The sequence below is a fragment of the Albidovulum sediminicola genome, from assembly GCF_025751575.1.
GTDB lineage: Bacteria > Pseudomonadota > Alphaproteobacteria > Rhodobacterales > Rhodobacteraceae > Albidovulum > Albidovulum sediminicola.
The window spans coordinates 32,095-46,763 of sequence record NZ_JAOWLA010000020.1 but is presented as its reverse complement, the minus strand read 5'-3'; the positions used below and the strand labels follow the sequence as shown (position 1 = coordinate 46,763).

The following is a 14,669-nucleotide window of genomic DNA, read 5'->3' as shown; positions in this document are numbered from 1 at the left end:
TGCGCGCGGGGCGATTCTTAAAGGCCGATTTCCGCCCGCGTTTGGCGGCAGTCTTTCCTTGCACCTGCCGTGCGGCTAGTATGCCGCGCGAGGCAAGGAATAACGGGCGGACCAAGGCCGAAACGGCAAGGCTCCGCGCCGAGGGGAATTCGGGCAGGCGGCGGACCGGCAAGGTGGCCGCGACATGGGGGCAAGGATGCCGAAGTTTGTACGGATTGCGGGCGCCCTGACGGGGTTGGCGGTGTTGCTATCGGGCTGCGTTGGCGGCACGTCGCCCTTTGGCGGCGGGTCCGATGACGCCACCGTCACGGTCCAGCCGCCCGCCAGCAGGAAGGTCAGGGAAGAGGAGCGCGAGGCGCCGGAGGCCTTCAGCCTGACCGACATGGCGCTTTGGGATGGACGCCCCTCGCTTGGCGGCACCTGGGTGGCGCATACCACCGCCACGACGCCCGAGAAGGTGATCATCCGCAACACGGAGAACGGCAAGTCGGTTCAGGGCGCGCTTTACCGCCGCGAACGGGAATTTCCCGGCCCGTCGATCCAGATGTCCTCGGACGCCGCGGTGGCGCTGGGCGCGCTGGCGGGCCAGCCGGTCAAGATCAGCATCGTCGCGCTGCGCAAGGTCGAGGTCGCCGAAGAGCCCAAGCCCGAGGCGGCGCCAGCGTCTGACATCGAGACCAAGGCGATCGACCCGGTTGCCGCGACGGCTGCCGCCGCGATCGCCAAGGCCGAGGCCGGTTCGAAACCTGTGGCGCGGCCTTCCAAAGCCAAGACCAAGGCCGCGGAGCCCGTGCCCGCCGCCTCCGAGGAAAAGGCGAAGAAGCCCGCAAAGCCCGCCAAGATGGACGCTGCGGTCGTTGCCCCGAAGGCGGCGGAGCAGAAGCCCGAGGCCCCGAAGGCCGACGCGGCGCCTGCGCCCGCTGCGGCGCCTGCCGACGAGGCGCCCAAAGCCGAGGCCCCTGCTCAGGATAGCGCTCCTCTTTCCGGCGTGCTCGCGAAGCCCTATGTGCAGATCGGCACCTTCAGCAGCGAGGATAACGCCAAGCGCGCTGCGCTGGACTTGTCCAAGACCGGGCTGTCGGCCGTGGTCCGCAAGGCTGGCGAGGAGGCCACCCCAACCTGGCGGGTCATCGTCGGCCCGGCGCTGAGTGCAGCGGAACGCGACGCGCTTCTGGAGCGCGTGAAGGCCGCCGGATATCCCGATGCCTTCGCGGTTGGCGGCTGAACTTGAAAGGACCCGAGATGATACCCCTTCGCAGCCTGCTCCTGATCGTCATCGCGCTGGCCAGCATCCTTGTCGGCGGCCCGGGTGATGCCTTCGAGACACGCGCGCGCAACGCCTGGGTCTATGACATCACGACCGATACGGTGCTACTGGACAGGAACGGCGATGAACCCGTGCCGCCGGCCTCGATGTCGAAGCTGATGACCATCAACATGCTTTTCGAGGCGCTGCGCGACGGGCGCGTTTCGCTCGAGGACCGTTTCGCGGTTTCGACGCGCGCCAAGAACATGGGCGGGTCGACCATGTTCCTCAACGAGACCGACCGGCCGTCGGTCGAGGACCTGATCAAGGGAATCGTGGTTCTGTCGGGCAACGACGCCTGCGTGGTCGTTGCCGAGGGGCTCGCGGGAACCGAGGAGGACTTTGCCCGCAAGATGAACGAACGCGCGAAGGCGCTGGGCATGGAGCATTCGACCTTCGCCAACTCCTCGGGGTGGCCGCACCCGAACCAGCGGATGAGCATGCATGACCTGGGCCGGCTGGCCGTGCGGCTGATCACCGAATTCCCGGAATACTACGGCTACTTCGCGATTCAGGAGTTTCCTTTCGACAACCGCGCGCCGGACAACCGCCACAACCGCAACCCGCTTCTGAAGCTTGGGATCGGCGCGGACGGGCTCAAGACCGGCCATACCGAGGAGGCGGGCTATGGCCTCGTCGGATCGGCGGTCCAGAACGGGCGCCGCATCGTCTTCGCGGTCTCGGGCCTTGCCGACGAGCGCCAGCGCGCCGAGGAGGCGGAGCGTATCGTGTCCTGGGCCTTTCGCGAGTTCATCCAGAAGACCGTCGCCAAGCAGGGTGCGCGGATCGCGGACGCGCCGGTCTGGCTTGGGGCGAAGTCGCAGGTCGGGCTGGTCGTGGGCGAGGACCTGACGCTGCTGCTTCCCTCGCTCGCCCAGGACACGCTGAAGGCCGAAGTCGCCTATACCGGGCCGGTCGAGGCGCCGGTCGCGGCGGGCCAGAAGCTTGCCGACATGACGATCGAGATTCCGGGGCGCGCACCGGTGTCGGTGCCGCTTGTCGCGGAGGAAGCGGTTCCGAAAGGCGGGTTCTCGACGCGGCTCAGAACCGCGTTCGAGATCCTCGCGGCCCGCGCCATGGCTGAATTCGCCGACTGACCGGACCGATGTTCATCAGCTTCGAGGGTATTGACGGTTCGGGAAAATCCACGCAGGCGCGGCTCTTGGCCGATGCGCTGCGGGCGGAGGGGCGCGATGTTGTCCTGACGCGTGAGCCCGGCGGAAGCCCGGGAGCCGAGGAAATCCGCCGCCTGGTGCTTGAGGGCGATCCCGACCGCTGGTCGGCGGAGACGGAGATCCTTCTGTTCACCGCCGCGCGGCGCGATCACATGGAGCGCACGATCCTGCCGGCGCTTGCCGCGGGCAAGATCGTGATCACCGACCGTTTCGCGGATTCGACGCGGATGTATCAGGGTCTGTCGCGCGGTGACCTGCGCGGGATCGTGGACCAGCTGCACGCGCTCATGATCGCGCGCGAGCCCGACCTGACTTTCATCATCGACATGGACCCGGCCAAGGGGCTCGCCCGCGCCAAGGCCCGTAACGGGCATGAGGAGCGGTTCGAGGACTTTGGCGAGGGTTTGCAGGCCCGCATGCGCGACGGCTTCCTGGCGCTGGCGCGGGAATTTCCCGGCCGCTGCCAGCTGATCGACGGCGACCGCGCGCAGGAGGCCGTAGCGGCCGACGTCGCGGCGATCGCGCGCAAGTCGCTGGCCTGGACGGCACGGGCATGAGCGACGAGGGGCTTCCCGAACCGGACCGCGTCGAGGGCGCGCCGCATCCGCGCGAAACCGCGCGACTGATAGGGCAGGGCGCGGCGGAACGTGCATTCCTCGATGTCTTCAACAGCGGGCGCCTGCATCACGGCTGGCTTCTGACCGGGCCGCGGGGCGTCGGCAAGGCCACTTTGGCCTGGCGTATCGCGCGCTTCCTGCTGGCGACGCCGGAGGATACCGGGGGCGGCCTTTTCGGCGATGCGCCGGTCGCGCCGGAGACGCTCGACATCGCGCCGGACCACCCCGTGGCGCGGCGCCTTCTGGCGGGATCGGAGGGGCGGCTTTTCGCCCTGCGCCGCGCTTGGGATGAAGAAAAGAAGCGGCTGAAGACCGTCATTACCGTGGACGAGGTGCGGCGGCTCAAGGGCTTTCTGTCGCTTTCCTCCGCCGATGGCGGGCGGCGCGTGGTCATCGTGGACGCCGCCGACGAGATGAACACCAGCGCGGCCAACGCGCTTCTGAAGCTGCTGGAGGAGCCGCCTGCGGGGGTGACGATCCTGCTGGTGGCGCATCAGCCCTCCGGCCTCTTGCCGACGATCCGCTCGCGCTGCCGGGAGTTGCGGCTTGTCCCCCTCGCGCCCGCCGACCTGGCCGAGGCGCTGACTGCCGCAGGCTCCGAGACCGAGGCCGCCGATGCGCTGGCGGCCCTGTCGGGCGGTTCGGTGGGCGAGGCGGTGCGTCTTGTGAACCTCGACGGGATCGAGGCCTATGCGCAGATCGTCGCGCTGTTTCAGGGGGTGCCGCAGCTTGATCGGCTGGCGGCCGCGCGGCTCGCCGACAGCGCCGGTGGACGCGCGGCCGAGGCGCGGTTCGACCTTTTGCTGACCCTCATGGACCTGTTCCTGTCACGGCTCGCGCGCGCGGGCGTCGCTGGCGCCCCGATCCCTGAGGCAGCAGCAGGTGAAGCAGCGCTTCTGGCGCGCCTGTCGCCGGCCCCGCTTGCGGGCCGCGCCTGGGCGGAGCTGCACCAAAGCCTTGGCGCGCGGGCACGTCACGGGCGGGCGGTGAACCTTGACCCCGGCGCGCTTCTCCTCGATATGATCCTCAAGATCGACGAGACGGCAGGCAGGCTTGCCGCGCGATGAGGCAGCCATGACCCTTTCCACGCCCCCCAGGATCACCGACAGCCACTGTCACCTCGACTTCCCCGATTTCGAGGGGCAGCAGGCCGAGATCGTCGAGCGGGCGCGCGCGGCGGGTGTGCACCGGATGGTGACGATCTGCACCCGTCTCAGGAACGAGCCGAGGGTGCGCGCGATCGCCGAGGCGCATGAGGGCGTGTTCTACGCCGCCGGAACCCACCCGATGAGCGCCGCCGAAGAGCCGCTGGCGACGGTCGAGGACCTGGTGGCGCTGGCGCGGCATCCGAAGTTCGTGGGCATCGGGGAAACCGGGCTCGACTACCACTACACCGCCGAAAGCGCCGAGGTGCAGAAGACCTCGCTGCGCATTCACATCGCGGCGGCGCGCGAAACCGGCCTGCCGCTGATCATCCATGCCCGCGATGCGGACGAGGACATGGCCCGCATCCTGGACGAGGAGCACCGCGCCGGCGCCTATTCCTGCGTCATGCATTGCTTTTCCTCGGGGGCGGGACTCGCGCGCGCCGCGCTGGATCTTGGCTTCTACCTGTCGATGTCCGGGATCGCGGCCTTCCCGAAAAGCCAGGAGCTGCGCGACATCTTCGCGGCCGCGCCCGTGGATCGCATCCTTTTGGAGACCGACGCGCCCTACCTCGCGCCGCCCCCACACCGGGGCAAGCGCAACGAGCCGGCCTACACCGCCCATACCGCCAAGGTCGGGGCCGAGGTCTTCGGGCTCAGCCTCGCCGACTTCGCGGCGCAGACGGAACGGAATTTCGAACGGCTCTTCGCCAAGGCCGCCCGGGGCGGCTCGCTTGCCGGGGCCGCCTGAGATGGCGCTGCTTCGCTTCACGATCCTGGGCTGCGGCTCCTCCGGCGGCGTGCCGCGTCTGGGCGGGCTCTGGGGCGACTGCGACCCGACGAACCCCCGGAACCGCCGCAGCCGCTGTTCCATGCTGGTCGAGCGGATCGAAGAAGGCGGGATCACGCGGGTGCTGATCGACACCTCGCCCGACATGCGCGAACAGCTTCTGGCGACCGGGATCGGCGAACTGGACGCCGTGGTTTACACCCACGCCCACGCCGACCATGTCCACGGCATCGACGACATCCGCCAGATCGTGTTCAACACCCGCCGCCGCATGGCGGTCTGGGCCGACGCCCCCACGCAGGACGCGCTGATCTCGCGCTTCGGCTATGCCTTCGTCCAGCCCGAGGGGTCGTCCTACCCGCCGATCTGCGACATGCACACCATTCGTGGGTCCTTTGCCATCGAAGGTGCGGGCGGGCCCATCGCGCTGACGCCCTTCCGGGTCGAACACGGGGCGATGGATGCGTTGGGCTTTCGCATCGCCGGGCTGGCCTACCTGCCCGATGTTTCCGACATGGACGAGGATGCCTGGGGTGCGCTTCAGGGGCTTGACTGCTGGGTGCTGGACGCGCTTCGGCGCAAGCCCCACCCGACGCATATTCACCTCGACAAGGCGCTGGACTGGATCGCCCGCGCCGCGCCACGCCGTGCGATCTTGACCAACATGCACATCGACCTGGACTATGCCACCCTTGCGGCCGAAACCCCCGGCCATGTCGATGTGGCCTATGACGGAATGACCGTCGAGTACGAGGTCTGATCCTTGCAGGCCCTGTTCGAGGTCATCCTGCCGGTCTTCCTCCTGATCGGGTTCGGTTACCTCGCCAACTGGCGCCGCTGGATCCGGGATGGCGCGGTCGATGGTGTGATGACCTTCGCCCAGACTTTCGCGGTGCCCTGCCTGCTTTTTCAGTCCATCGCGCGCCTCGACCTGGGGGCGGAGTTCGACCTGGGCCTGCTGGCCTCGTTCTACACCGGCGCCATCGTCAGCTTCGTATTGGGCTATGCCGGCGCCCGCAGGCTCTTTGGCCGCGATCCGGTCGATGCCGTCGCGATCGGGTTCGTTTGCCTTTTCTCCAACACGCTGCTTCTTGGCCTTCCGATCATGGAGCGCGCCTATGGCACGGAGGCGCTGGCGGGCAATTTCGCGATCATCTCGGTCCATGCGCCGACGCTCTACGCGCTGGGGGTGACGGCGATGGAGTTCGCGCGCAGCCACGGCAGCGGCCTTCCGGCGCGCCGCGTGGCGCGCCAGATCGGCGGCTCGCTCTTACGCAATCCGCTGGTGATCGGGATCTCGCTGGGGCTGATCGTCAACCTTGCCCGCATCCCGATGCCCGAACCGGTGATGGCGGCCGCCGGGATGATGGCGCGCGCCGCGCTGCCGGCCGCGCTTTTCGGCCTCGGCGGGGTCCTTGTTCGCTATCGGCCCGAGGGTGACGTTCCGACGATCCTGATGGTGAGTTTCCTGTCGCTGATCGTGCATCCGGCCATCGCCTGGGGGCTCGGGCATTTCGTCTTTGACCTGAGCGTGGATCAGTTGCGCTCCGCCGTCGTCACCGCCTCCGCCGCGCCGGGGATCAATGCTTTCCTCTTCTCCTCCATGTATGGCGCGGCGCGCCGGGTGGCGGCATCCTCGGTCCTGATCGGCACCGGGCTTGCGCTTCTCACCGTTTGGTTCTGGCTTTCCATTCTGCCTTGAAGCGACCTTTCCTGTCGGTTTCCGCATGGCCTTCGGCGGGCGCTTGTCCCAGACTGAGGCCAACCAACGGGGAGGCCGGCATGAGCGTGACGAAACTCAAGACCAACATCGGGCATTGGCAGGAACGCGTGGACCTGGCCGCCACCTTCCGCTGGACCGAGCGTCTGAACATGCACGAGGGCGTCGCCAACCACTTCAGCCTTGCCGTGAATGACGATGGAACGCAGTTCCTGATGAATGCCAACCAAATGCATTTTTCACGCATCACGGCCTCGAACCTGCTTCTGCTCGACGCCAACGATCCGACCACCCTGTCGGGCCCCAACGCGCCGGACCCGACGGCCTGGGGGCTGCACGGCTCCGTTCATCGGCTCTGCCCGCATGCACGCTGCGTCATGCATGTGCACTCGATCCATGCGACGGTCCTGGCGAGCCTTGCCGACAGCACGCTGCCCCCGATCGACCAGAACACCGCGACCTTCTACGGCCGTTACGTCGTCGATGCGAACTTCGGCGGGCTGGCGTTCGAGTCGGAGGGGATGCGCTGCGCCTCCATGCTGTCGGACCCGAAGATCAAGGTGATGATCATGGGCAACCACGGCGTTCTGGTGATCGGCAGCGATCCGGCGGACGCCTTCAACCGGCTCTATTATTTCGAACGCGCGGCAGAGACCTATATCCGCGCGCTTCAGACCGGGCGGCCGCTGCGTGTCCTCAGCCATGAGGTCGCCGAGAAGACCGCGCAGGAACTTGAGGATTATCCCGGCCAGGCCGAGGCGCATCTGCGAGAGATCAAGGCCATTCTGGACGCCGAGGGCAGCAGCTACGCAAGCTGACAGGACTGATGACCGCCCCGGGCGCCATCCGGCGCCCGTCATCGCGCTTGAAAATGCATTGACGCTCGGTTTACTTGCACCTCGATAAGCATCGCCATGAGAGCGGTCGGGGGGAGTTTCATGTGGTTCAGGCGTCTGCTCGCTTGTCTGTTGGTCTGGGTCGCAGCACTTGGCCTGCCGTCAACCGGCGGCGCGCAATCGGACGGGGCGTCGAGCCTAGTCGATGGGGCCGCGACGCTTGGTGACACGCTCACTGAGGTCCAGACCGGGATCTATGTCCTGCGCCTGACCAACGTGTCGCCGCGCGACGGCAGTTTCGACGCGGATTTCTGGATCTGGTTCCGCTGGCAGGGGGCGGGCGTGCGCCCCGATCAGACCTTCGAACTGGCCAACGGGGTGATTTCGAACCGCTCCGATACCGACGTGCTGAACGACAACGGATACAATTACGCCGCCGTGCGGGTGCAGGGCACGATCTACCACGATTTCGATGTGCGAAAGTTCCCGCTGGACGATCACCTGCTGTCGATCGAGATCGAGGATGCCGAGCTTGAGGCGTCGCACCTTATCTACATGCCAGACGCTGGCACCGAACTTGACCCGAAAGTGGATGTCGCGGGCTGGCAGGTCGTGCTGGGCCGTCCGGCGACGGACATTCACGCCTATCCGACCAATTACGGCTACCAGAGCTCCGGTGAGACCGAGGCGAAATATTCCCGCTTCTCGGTTCCCATCTCGCTTGAACGGACGAGCGTGGCGCCGCTGTTCAAGCTGTTCTGGATCTCGCTTCTGTCGGTGGTCCTTGGCCTGCTGGCCTTCAAGGTCAAGTCGGATGACCTCGATGCGCGCTTCGGCATGGGGGTCGGCTCGATCTTCGCCGCCTCCGCCAACGCCTTCGTCATTTCGGACAGCCTGCCGGAGACCACGAACATCACGCTCGCCGAACAGATCAACCTGATCGCGGTTGGCGCGATCTTCCTGACCGTGTTCATCTCCATCTGGTCGCTCAGGCTGCGTTACGCGGGGCGCGACGAGGCGTCCGTCAGCCTCGACAACTGGTCGCTCGTCGTCGTTGCCGTGGCTTACTTGGCACTGAACGCATTGGTCATGCTGCTGAACCTCGCCTGAGTACCGGGTGGCGGCGCGACGTTTCGCCCACCCATGCCGAAAGCACGGGCGCGGGCGGCCATCCGGGTTGCCAAGTTCCGCCGAGTGACGCAGTGTTGCGTCTGTGGAAACCTGGACCGGGGATGCCGGACGGGGGAAGCAGGTGAACGGAGTTACCAGGGAGGAACTGCGATGGCAGGCAAGTTCGAGCTTTACCGGGACAAGGGCGGAGAGTTCCGGTTCCGCCTGAAGGCGGGCAACGGCCAGGTGATCCTGGCCAGCGAAGGGTACAAGACCAAGGCCAGCGCCCGGAACGGTATCGACTCGGTCCGGCGGAACGGCCCCGTGGATGCGCGGTACGAGCGCAAGGAAACCAAGGCCGGAAAGCATATGTTCAACCTCAAGGCCACGAATGGCCAGGTGATCGGCACAAGCGAAAGCTACGAAAGCGAAGGCTCGCGCGAGAACGGCATCGAGTCGGTCAAGAAGAACGCGCCCGAGGCGGAGATGGTCGAAGTCTGAGCCATAAAGCGCGCCGGGCCCCGGCGCGCGTTTGCCGTTCTGGCTCCGCCCCCTTGGGCGGGGTCAGCCCCAGATCTTCCAGACGATCCGCCGGAATAGCGCGGGCGGCAGGATGTCTTGCCAGAACTGCATGCTGGCCACGGAGCGGTCAGCCTTGTCATGTGTCCCCGGACGCGGGCGGAAGAGCGTCGTGTGCCCCTTGCGATGCGGCCCCCAGGTGGCGGTGTAGTAGTAAAGCGCGATCGACATGCGCGGCTCGCCATTTGGCGAGTTCACCGGTTCCGGGTTGCCGTGCCAGGTGTCCGACGCCGTCGAGAAGCACACCATGCGGTTGAAAAGCGGAACAAAGCTGCGGATCTTGTTCTGCATCTCGTTGTCCCAGATCTCGAACGACCCGCCCCATTCCTCCTTCCAGTCCTTGTTGAGGTAGATGAGCACGTTGAGCCGCCGCTCCAGGTTCATCTTGCCGTGGTGGTTGAAGTCGGCATGAATGTCGAGGTGCCCACCGTTGCGGACGACGTGGATGCCGCCGCCCATGTAGTAGGGGTCGGGGATCAGGCCCGTGATGCCGGTCAGCTCCTCCAGGAACAGGATGAACGCGCGGGAGTTCAGCGCGTGGAAGAGCGCGCGCGTGTAGGGGGGCAGCCGTTCGGGTAGATAGCTGAACTTCAGCTTCTCCTGCGCGCGGTCAAAGCTTTCTTCGGCCTCGGGCAGGGATTTCAACTCTTCTCGCACCCGTTCGAGGATCTCGGGCGGCAGGAAGTTCTCGAAAGCGCCGTGGTTGTAGGGCTTCGCGCCCTGGTAGGCCGCCGCGAAAGGTTTCGCGGCTTCCTTAGCAGCCTCGGACGAGGCGACGAGCGTTTCGGGATCAAGCGGGTAGACGGCGCCTGCCATGACAAACTCCAACCGATGGTTACTGCACAGTTGAGCCTATCATGGCGCCCGCGCTTGGCATTGTCATGAACCAAGGCACAAAAAGGGGGCGATTGATCTCGCCCCCTCATTGAATTTCCGGATACGGCGGGGATCGTCCCCTCCGCGTGGCCGGTCAGGTCCGAAGCACCCGGTAGAGCGCCGGGATCACCAGCACCGTCAGCGCCGTGGAGGACGCGAGCCCGAAGAGGAGCGAGATCGCGAGTCCCTGGAAGATCGGGTCGGTCAGGATCACCGCCGCGCCGATCATGGCGGCGAGCGCGGTCAGGAGGATCGGCTTGAAGCGGATCGCCCCGGCCTCGATCAGCACTTCGGTCAGCGGGCGGTCGGGCGTGCGGGCGTGGCGGATGAAGTCCACCAGCAGGATGGAGTTGCGCACGATGATCCCTGCCAGCGCGATGAAGCCGATCATCGAAGTCGCAGAGAATGGCGCGCCGAAGGCCCAGTGCCCGCCGAGGATGCCGATAAAGGTCAAGGGCACCGGCGTCAGGATGACCAGCGGCACCTTGAACGACCCGAACTGCGCCACCACCAGGATGTAGATGCCCAGAAGCGCCACGCCGAAGGCCGCGCCCATGTCGCGGAAGGTGACCCAGGTCACCTCCCACTCACCGTCCCAGAGGAGGGTAGGCTGGCTTTCATCCTCGGGCTGGCCGTGCAGGGCGATCTGCGGCTTCGGCAGATCGGTCCAGACCTGCGCGTCCAGCGCCTCCGACACGGCGAGCATTCCGTAAAGGGGGGCCTCGAAGGCGCCGGCCAGCTCCGCCGTCACCATCTCGGCCGCTCGGCCGTTGTGGCGGAAGACGGGGTAGGAGGCGCGCTCCTCCGCCGTGGTGACGACATCGCCAAGCTCCACCACGCCGCGCGCGCCCGGAAGGACGTTCGCGGGGATCGGCGTGGTCAGGAAGCGTTCATCCAACACGCGGTCGGACTTGTCCCGTTCCATCACGATCGGAATCGGCTGGCGGCCATCGCCGCGATGCGAATAACCGACTGTCCGCCCGCCATTCAGGATTGCCAGCGTGTCGAGCACGTCGGCCTCCTGCACCTGGAAGAACTCTGCCGCGTCGGTCGATACCGTCAGCCGGACCCGTCGCGCGGGATCGCCGTAGGAGTTGTCGACATCGACCACGAAGGGCACCGAGCGGAAGGCGGCTTCGACCCGTGCGGCCACGGCGCGGCGGGTTTCCGCGTCCGGGCCGTAGATCTCCGCCAAAAGTGTTGCGAGCACGGGCGGCCCCGGGGGCGGTTCGACGACCTTCAGGCTGCCGCCCTGCGGCACATCGAGATCGGCCAGTTTTGCCCGAAGCTCCAGCGCGATCTCGTGGCTGGTCCGGTCGCGCTCGCCCTTGGGCGACAGATTCACCGCGACTTCACCCATTTCCGGCATGGAGCGCAGGTAGGTGTGGCGCACGAGACCGTTGAAGTTGAAGGGTGCGGCGGTCCCAGCGTGGGGTTGGGCCGAGATCACCTCCGGCAGGGTCAGCGCGATTTCCGCCGCCCCTTGCGCGATCCGGTCGGTTTCCTCGACCGAGGTGCCCTCAGGCAGGTCGATGGTGACCGACAGTTCCGACTTGTTGTCGAAGGGCAAGAGCTTGACCGTCACATGCTTGGTGTAAAACAGCGTGAGCGAGCCGAAGGTCAGCACCAGAACGACGCCAAGAAACGCCCAGCTGCGCGCCTTGGAGGCCAGGATCGGCCGCGCGACCGCCCCGTAAGCCCGGCCAAGCGCACCGCCCGGATGGCCCCCGTGGTCGTGCCCATGGGCCGACATGTCCGCGCGGCCCGCGACCTTCAGCATCAGCCAGGGCGTGACCATCACCGCGACGAAGAACGAAAAGATCATCGCGGCGGAGGCGTTGGCGGGGATGGGGCTCATGTAGGGGCCCATCAGGCCCGACACGAAAAGCATCGGCAGCAGCGCCGCGACCACGGTCAGCGTGGCGACGATGGTGGGGTTGCCGACCTCGGCCACGGCGTCGATGGCGCCGTCGCGGCGCGACCGGCCATCGGCCATGCCCCAATGGCGGGCGATGTTCTCGATCACCACGATCGCGTCATCGACGAGGATACCGATGGAGAAGATCAGCGCGAAGAGCGACACCCGGTTCAGCGTGTAGCCCATGATCCAGGAGGCAAAGAGCGTCAGCAGGATCGTGACCGGGATGACGATAGCGACGACGAAGGCCTCCCGCCGACCGATGGCGACCCAGACCAGCGCGATGATCGACACCGTGGCAAGACCCAGGTGGTAGAGAAGTTCGTTGGCCTTTTCGTTGGCGCTTTCACCGTAGTCACGGGTGATCTCGATGGCCACGTCCTCGGGGATCAGGCTTCCCTCAAGCGTGTGGACGCGGTGCAGGATGCGTTCGGCCACCACCACCGCGTTGGCGCCCGCGCGCTTGGCCACGGCCAGCGTCACGGCCGGGACGCGCAGCGTGCCCTCGCCCCCGCGCGTGACGGAGGATACCATCAGTTCCTCGGCGCCGGCGGTGAAGCTGACGTCTGCCACATCGCGGACATAGACCGGCCGCCCGTCGCGCGTGGTCAGCAGCAGGTTGCCGATATCCTCGGGCGAGCGCAGGGTCTCGCCCACCGCGAGTTCGATCTGCTTGCCGCCGTCGCGGATCTGGCCTGCGGGAAAGGCCGCATTGGCGCCCTGGACCTTGCCGGCCAGCTGTTGCAGCGTCATGCCATAAAGCGCCAGCCGCTCAGGATCGGGCGCGACGCGGATGCGCTCGGTCGTTTCGCCGACGATATAGGTCAGGCCGACATCGTCGATCTTGGCGACCTCGGCGCGCAGTTCCCGGGCGATCCGCGTCAGGTCGTTCGCGGTCATCCGGGCCGCGGCCTCGGGTTTGGGCGTCAGCGTCAGCGACAGGATTGCCACGTCGTCAATGCCGCGCGCGACGATCAGGGGTTCGGGGACGCCGACGGGGATGCGATCCATGTTGGCGCGCAGCTTTTCGTGGACCCGCAGGATCGCCGCGTCAGACGAGGTGCCGACCAGGAACCGCGCGGTGACCATGACCTGGTCGTCGCGGGTCTGGGAATAGACGTGTTCGACCTCGTTGATGCCCTTGACGATGGTCTCAAGCGGTTCGGTGATCAGCTTCACGGCATCTTCGGCCCGCAGCCCGTCGGCCCGCAGCAGGATATCGACCATCGGAACCGAGATCTGGGGCTCTTCCTCGCGCGGCAGGGACACCAGTGCGACGAGCCCGAAGACGAAGGCCGCCACCAGGAACAGCGGCGTGAGCGGTGAGGTGATGAAGGCGCGGGTCAGCGCCCCGGCAAGGCCGGCTTTCGCGGGTTGGGCGTTCACGGCGCAACCACCTTGTCGCCGGCCTCCAGACCGGTAAGAATCTCGATGAGGTCGCCCTCGGCGGATTGGATGTGCTCGCCCACAACGACGGCGCGTTCCGCGCCACCCTCCAGCGCCACGAAGTCGATGCCGCTACGGGTTTCGACCGCCCCCGCGGGCACCAGAAGCGCCGCGCGGCTGCCGACCGGAAGCGTGACCAGAAGGCGCAGGCCGACATAGGCGGTGTCCAGCCCTTCCATATCGACATCGGCGATGACGCGCCCGCCTTCGATCTGGGGATATAGCTTGGCGATGCGGCCCCGCGCTTCGCCCGCGTCGGTGGTGACGCGAAGTTCCGCGCCCTCTGTCAGGGTGCCCGCGTGACGTTCGGGCACCGCAAGGCGCAGGAAGAAGCCGCCGCCGCCCACGGTGGCGATCGGCTCGCCCGGCAGGATCACGGCGCCTTTCGTCACCGGGACGGTCAGGATGCGGCCGGCGGCGGGGGCCAGGACCTGACCCTCGGCCGCCTGCTGTTCGACGACCGCGCGCTGGGCCTCGGTGGCCGAGATCTGGCCCCGCGTCACATCGACCGAGGTGCGCAACTGGTCAAGCCGCTGGGCGGTGGTGACACCGCGCTCCAGCAGCGCCTCGCCCCGTTTCAGTTCCGCCTCCGCGGTGTCGAGCTGGGCCTGAAGGGCCGCGATCTGCGCGTCGAGCGCCGCGATCTGGAACGAGATCTTGTCGTCATGCACGCGCGCGATCTCCTGGCCTGCCTCGACCAGATCGCCCTCCGATACCGTCAGTTCGATCACCGTGCCGCCAATGCGGGCGCGGGCGGGCACGGTTTCCTTCGCTTCGACGCGGCCGTAGACGGGTTTCCACTCCGTCACGGTCTGCGGCTCAACGGTCACGGTTTCCGCGTAGGCGGGCAGGGCAAGAAGGGTCGAGGCAAGCAGGAGCGCACGCACGGGGATCGGTCCTTTCCGGGATCAGAAGGCACAGCCGGGTTTGACGCCAATCTTACGCAGGATCGCGGCCGCAGGACAGAAGCCCGTGAAGGCCGCCTGAAGCATGTTGGCGCCGACAAAAGCGGTCAGCCACATGAAATAGGGCGACACCCAAAGGGTCAACGCCAGAGACAGAAGGATCATGGTGCCAGCAAAGGCAAACATCACGCGGTCGATGGTCATGGGAAGCTCCATTGAGAACGATTCTATATATTCGTAAATGCG

General features: G+C 66.8%; 14 protein-coding genes. 10 read left to right on the top strand and 4 right to left on the bottom strand.

Annotation, left to right across the window (positions count from 1 at the left end):
- Positions 1-196: 196 nt before the first annotated feature.
- From OE647_RS17665 to OE647_RS17620, 10 genes are all read left to right on the top strand, one after another.
- Positions 197-1,225, top strand: a complete 1,029-nt coding sequence (locus OE647_RS17665) for an SPOR domain-containing protein (RefSeq protein ID WP_263723089.1) — start codon at positions 197-199, stop codon at positions 1,223-1,225.
- A gap of 17 nt (positions 1,226-1,242) precedes the next feature.
- Positions 1,243-2,403 carry a D-alanyl-D-alanine carboxypeptidase family protein gene (locus tag OE647_RS17660; protein WP_263723088.1) on the top strand — a complete coding sequence of 387 codons (1,161 nt, stop codon included), beginning with the start codon at positions 1,243-1,245 and terminating at the stop codon, positions 2,401-2,403.
- Between the two features lie 8 nt (positions 2,404-2,411).
- Entirely contained in the window at positions 2,412-3,038 is a 627-nt protein-coding gene (gene tmk / locus OE647_RS17655; RefSeq protein WP_263723087.1) for a dTMP kinase, read from the top strand.
- Positions 3,035-4,165, top strand: a complete 1,131-nt coding sequence (locus tag OE647_RS17650; RefSeq protein WP_263723086.1) for a DNA polymerase III subunit delta' — start codon at positions 3,035-3,037, stop codon at positions 4,163-4,165. The genes tmk and OE647_RS17650 overlap by 4 nt, the downstream gene beginning before the upstream one ends.
- A 7-nt stretch (positions 4,166-4,172) precedes the next feature.
- The gene (locus OE647_RS17645; protein ID WP_263723085.1) at positions 4,173-4,994 is read left to right on the top strand and encodes a TatD family hydrolase; all 822 of its coding nucleotides are present in this window, start codon (positions 4,173-4,175) and stop codon (positions 4,992-4,994) included.
- Position 4,995: 1 nt separating this feature from the next.
- Entirely contained in the window at positions 4,996-5,793 is a 798-nt protein-coding gene (locus tag OE647_RS17640; RefSeq protein ID WP_263723084.1) for an MBL fold metallo-hydrolase, read from the top strand.
- 3 nt (positions 5,794-5,796) lie between these two features.
- Complete coding sequence (locus tag OE647_RS17635; RefSeq protein WP_263723083.1) at positions 5,797-6,735, top strand: AEC family transporter; 939 nt, start codon at positions 5,797-5,799, stop codon at positions 6,733-6,735.
- An 80-nt stretch (positions 6,736-6,815) separates the two neighbouring features.
- Positions 6,816-7,571: a class II aldolase and adducin N-terminal domain-containing protein gene (locus OE647_RS17630; protein WP_263723082.1), complete on the top strand. Its 756-nt coding sequence runs from the start codon at positions 6,816-6,818 to the stop codon at positions 7,569-7,571.
- Between the two features lie 120 nt (positions 7,572-7,691).
- Positions 7,692-8,699: a ligand-gated ion channel gene (locus OE647_RS17625; RefSeq protein ID WP_263723081.1), complete on the top strand. Its 1,008-nt coding sequence runs from the start codon at positions 7,692-7,694 to the stop codon at positions 8,697-8,699.
- A gap of 171 nt (positions 8,700-8,870) precedes the next feature.
- A complete protein-coding gene (locus tag OE647_RS17620) occupies positions 8,871-9,200 on the top strand; it encodes a YegP family protein (RefSeq protein WP_263723080.1) in 330 nt (109 codons plus the stop codon).
- A 63-nt stretch (positions 9,201-9,263) separates the two neighbouring features.
- Here the strand turns inward: OE647_RS17620 and OE647_RS17615 are convergent, their stop codons facing one another.
- From OE647_RS17615 to OE647_RS17600, 4 genes are all read right to left on the bottom strand, one after another.
- Positions 9,264-10,094 (bottom strand): 2OG-Fe(II) oxygenase, encoded by an 831-nt coding sequence (locus OE647_RS17615; protein ID WP_263723079.1) that lies wholly within the window; start codon positions 10,092-10,094, stop codon positions 9,264-9,266.
- A 154-nt stretch (positions 10,095-10,248) separates the two neighbouring features.
- A complete protein-coding gene (locus OE647_RS17610) occupies positions 10,249-13,458 on the bottom strand; it encodes an efflux RND transporter permease subunit (RefSeq protein WP_263723078.1) in 3,210 nt (1,069 codons plus the stop codon).
- A complete protein-coding gene (locus OE647_RS17605) occupies positions 13,455-14,405 on the bottom strand; it encodes an efflux RND transporter periplasmic adaptor subunit (protein ID WP_412174973.1) in 951 nt (316 codons plus the stop codon). Before OE647_RS17605 ends, OE647_RS17610 begins: the two co-directional genes overlap by 4 nt.
- Before the next feature lie 21 nt (positions 14,406-14,426).
- Positions 14,427-14,627 (bottom strand): YgaP family membrane protein, encoded by a 201-nt coding sequence (locus OE647_RS17600; RefSeq protein WP_263723077.1) that lies wholly within the window; start codon positions 14,625-14,627, stop codon positions 14,427-14,429.
- Between the last annotated feature and the right edge of the window lie 42 nt (positions 14,628-14,669).

Excerpts from the sequence above, each read along its gene's own strand:
- OE647_RS17665 (WP_263723089.1), top strand. The coding sequence starts at position 197 with ATGCCGAAGTTTGTACGGATTGCGGGCGCCCTGACGGGGTTGGCGGTG.
- OE647_RS17660 (WP_263723088.1), top strand. The coding sequence starts at position 1,243 with ATGATACCCCTTCGCAGCCTGCTCCTGATCGTCATCGCGCTGGCCAGC.
- tmk (WP_263723087.1), top strand. The coding sequence starts at position 2,412 with ATGTTCATCAGCTTCGAGGGTATTGACGGTTCGGGAAAATCCACGCAG.
- OE647_RS17650 (WP_263723086.1), top strand. The coding sequence starts at position 3,035 with ATGAGCGACGAGGGGCTTCCCGAACCGGACCGCGTCGAGGGCGCGCCG.
- OE647_RS17645 (WP_263723085.1), top strand. The coding sequence starts at position 4,173 with ATGACCCTTTCCACGCCCCCCAGGATCACCGACAGCCACTGTCACCTC.
- OE647_RS17640 (WP_263723084.1), top strand. The coding sequence starts at position 4,996 with ATGGCGCTGCTTCGCTTCACGATCCTGGGCTGCGGCTCCTCCGGCGGC.
- OE647_RS17630 (WP_263723082.1), top strand. The coding sequence starts at position 6,816 with ATGAGCGTGACGAAACTCAAGACCAACATCGGGCATTGGCAGGAACGC.
- OE647_RS17625 (WP_263723081.1), top strand. The coding sequence starts at position 7,692 with ATGTGGTTCAGGCGTCTGCTCGCTTGTCTGTTGGTCTGGGTCGCAGCA.
- OE647_RS17620 (WP_263723080.1), top strand. The coding sequence starts at position 8,871 with ATGGCAGGCAAGTTCGAGCTTTACCGGGACAAGGGCGGAGAGTTCCGG.
- OE647_RS17615 (WP_263723079.1), bottom strand. The coding sequence starts at position 10,094 with ATGGCAGGCGCCGTCTACCCGCTTGATCCCGAAACGCTCGTCGCCTCG.
- OE647_RS17600 (WP_263723077.1), bottom strand. The coding sequence starts at position 14,627 with ATGACCATCGACCGCGTGATGTTTGCCTTTGCTGGCACCATGATCCTT.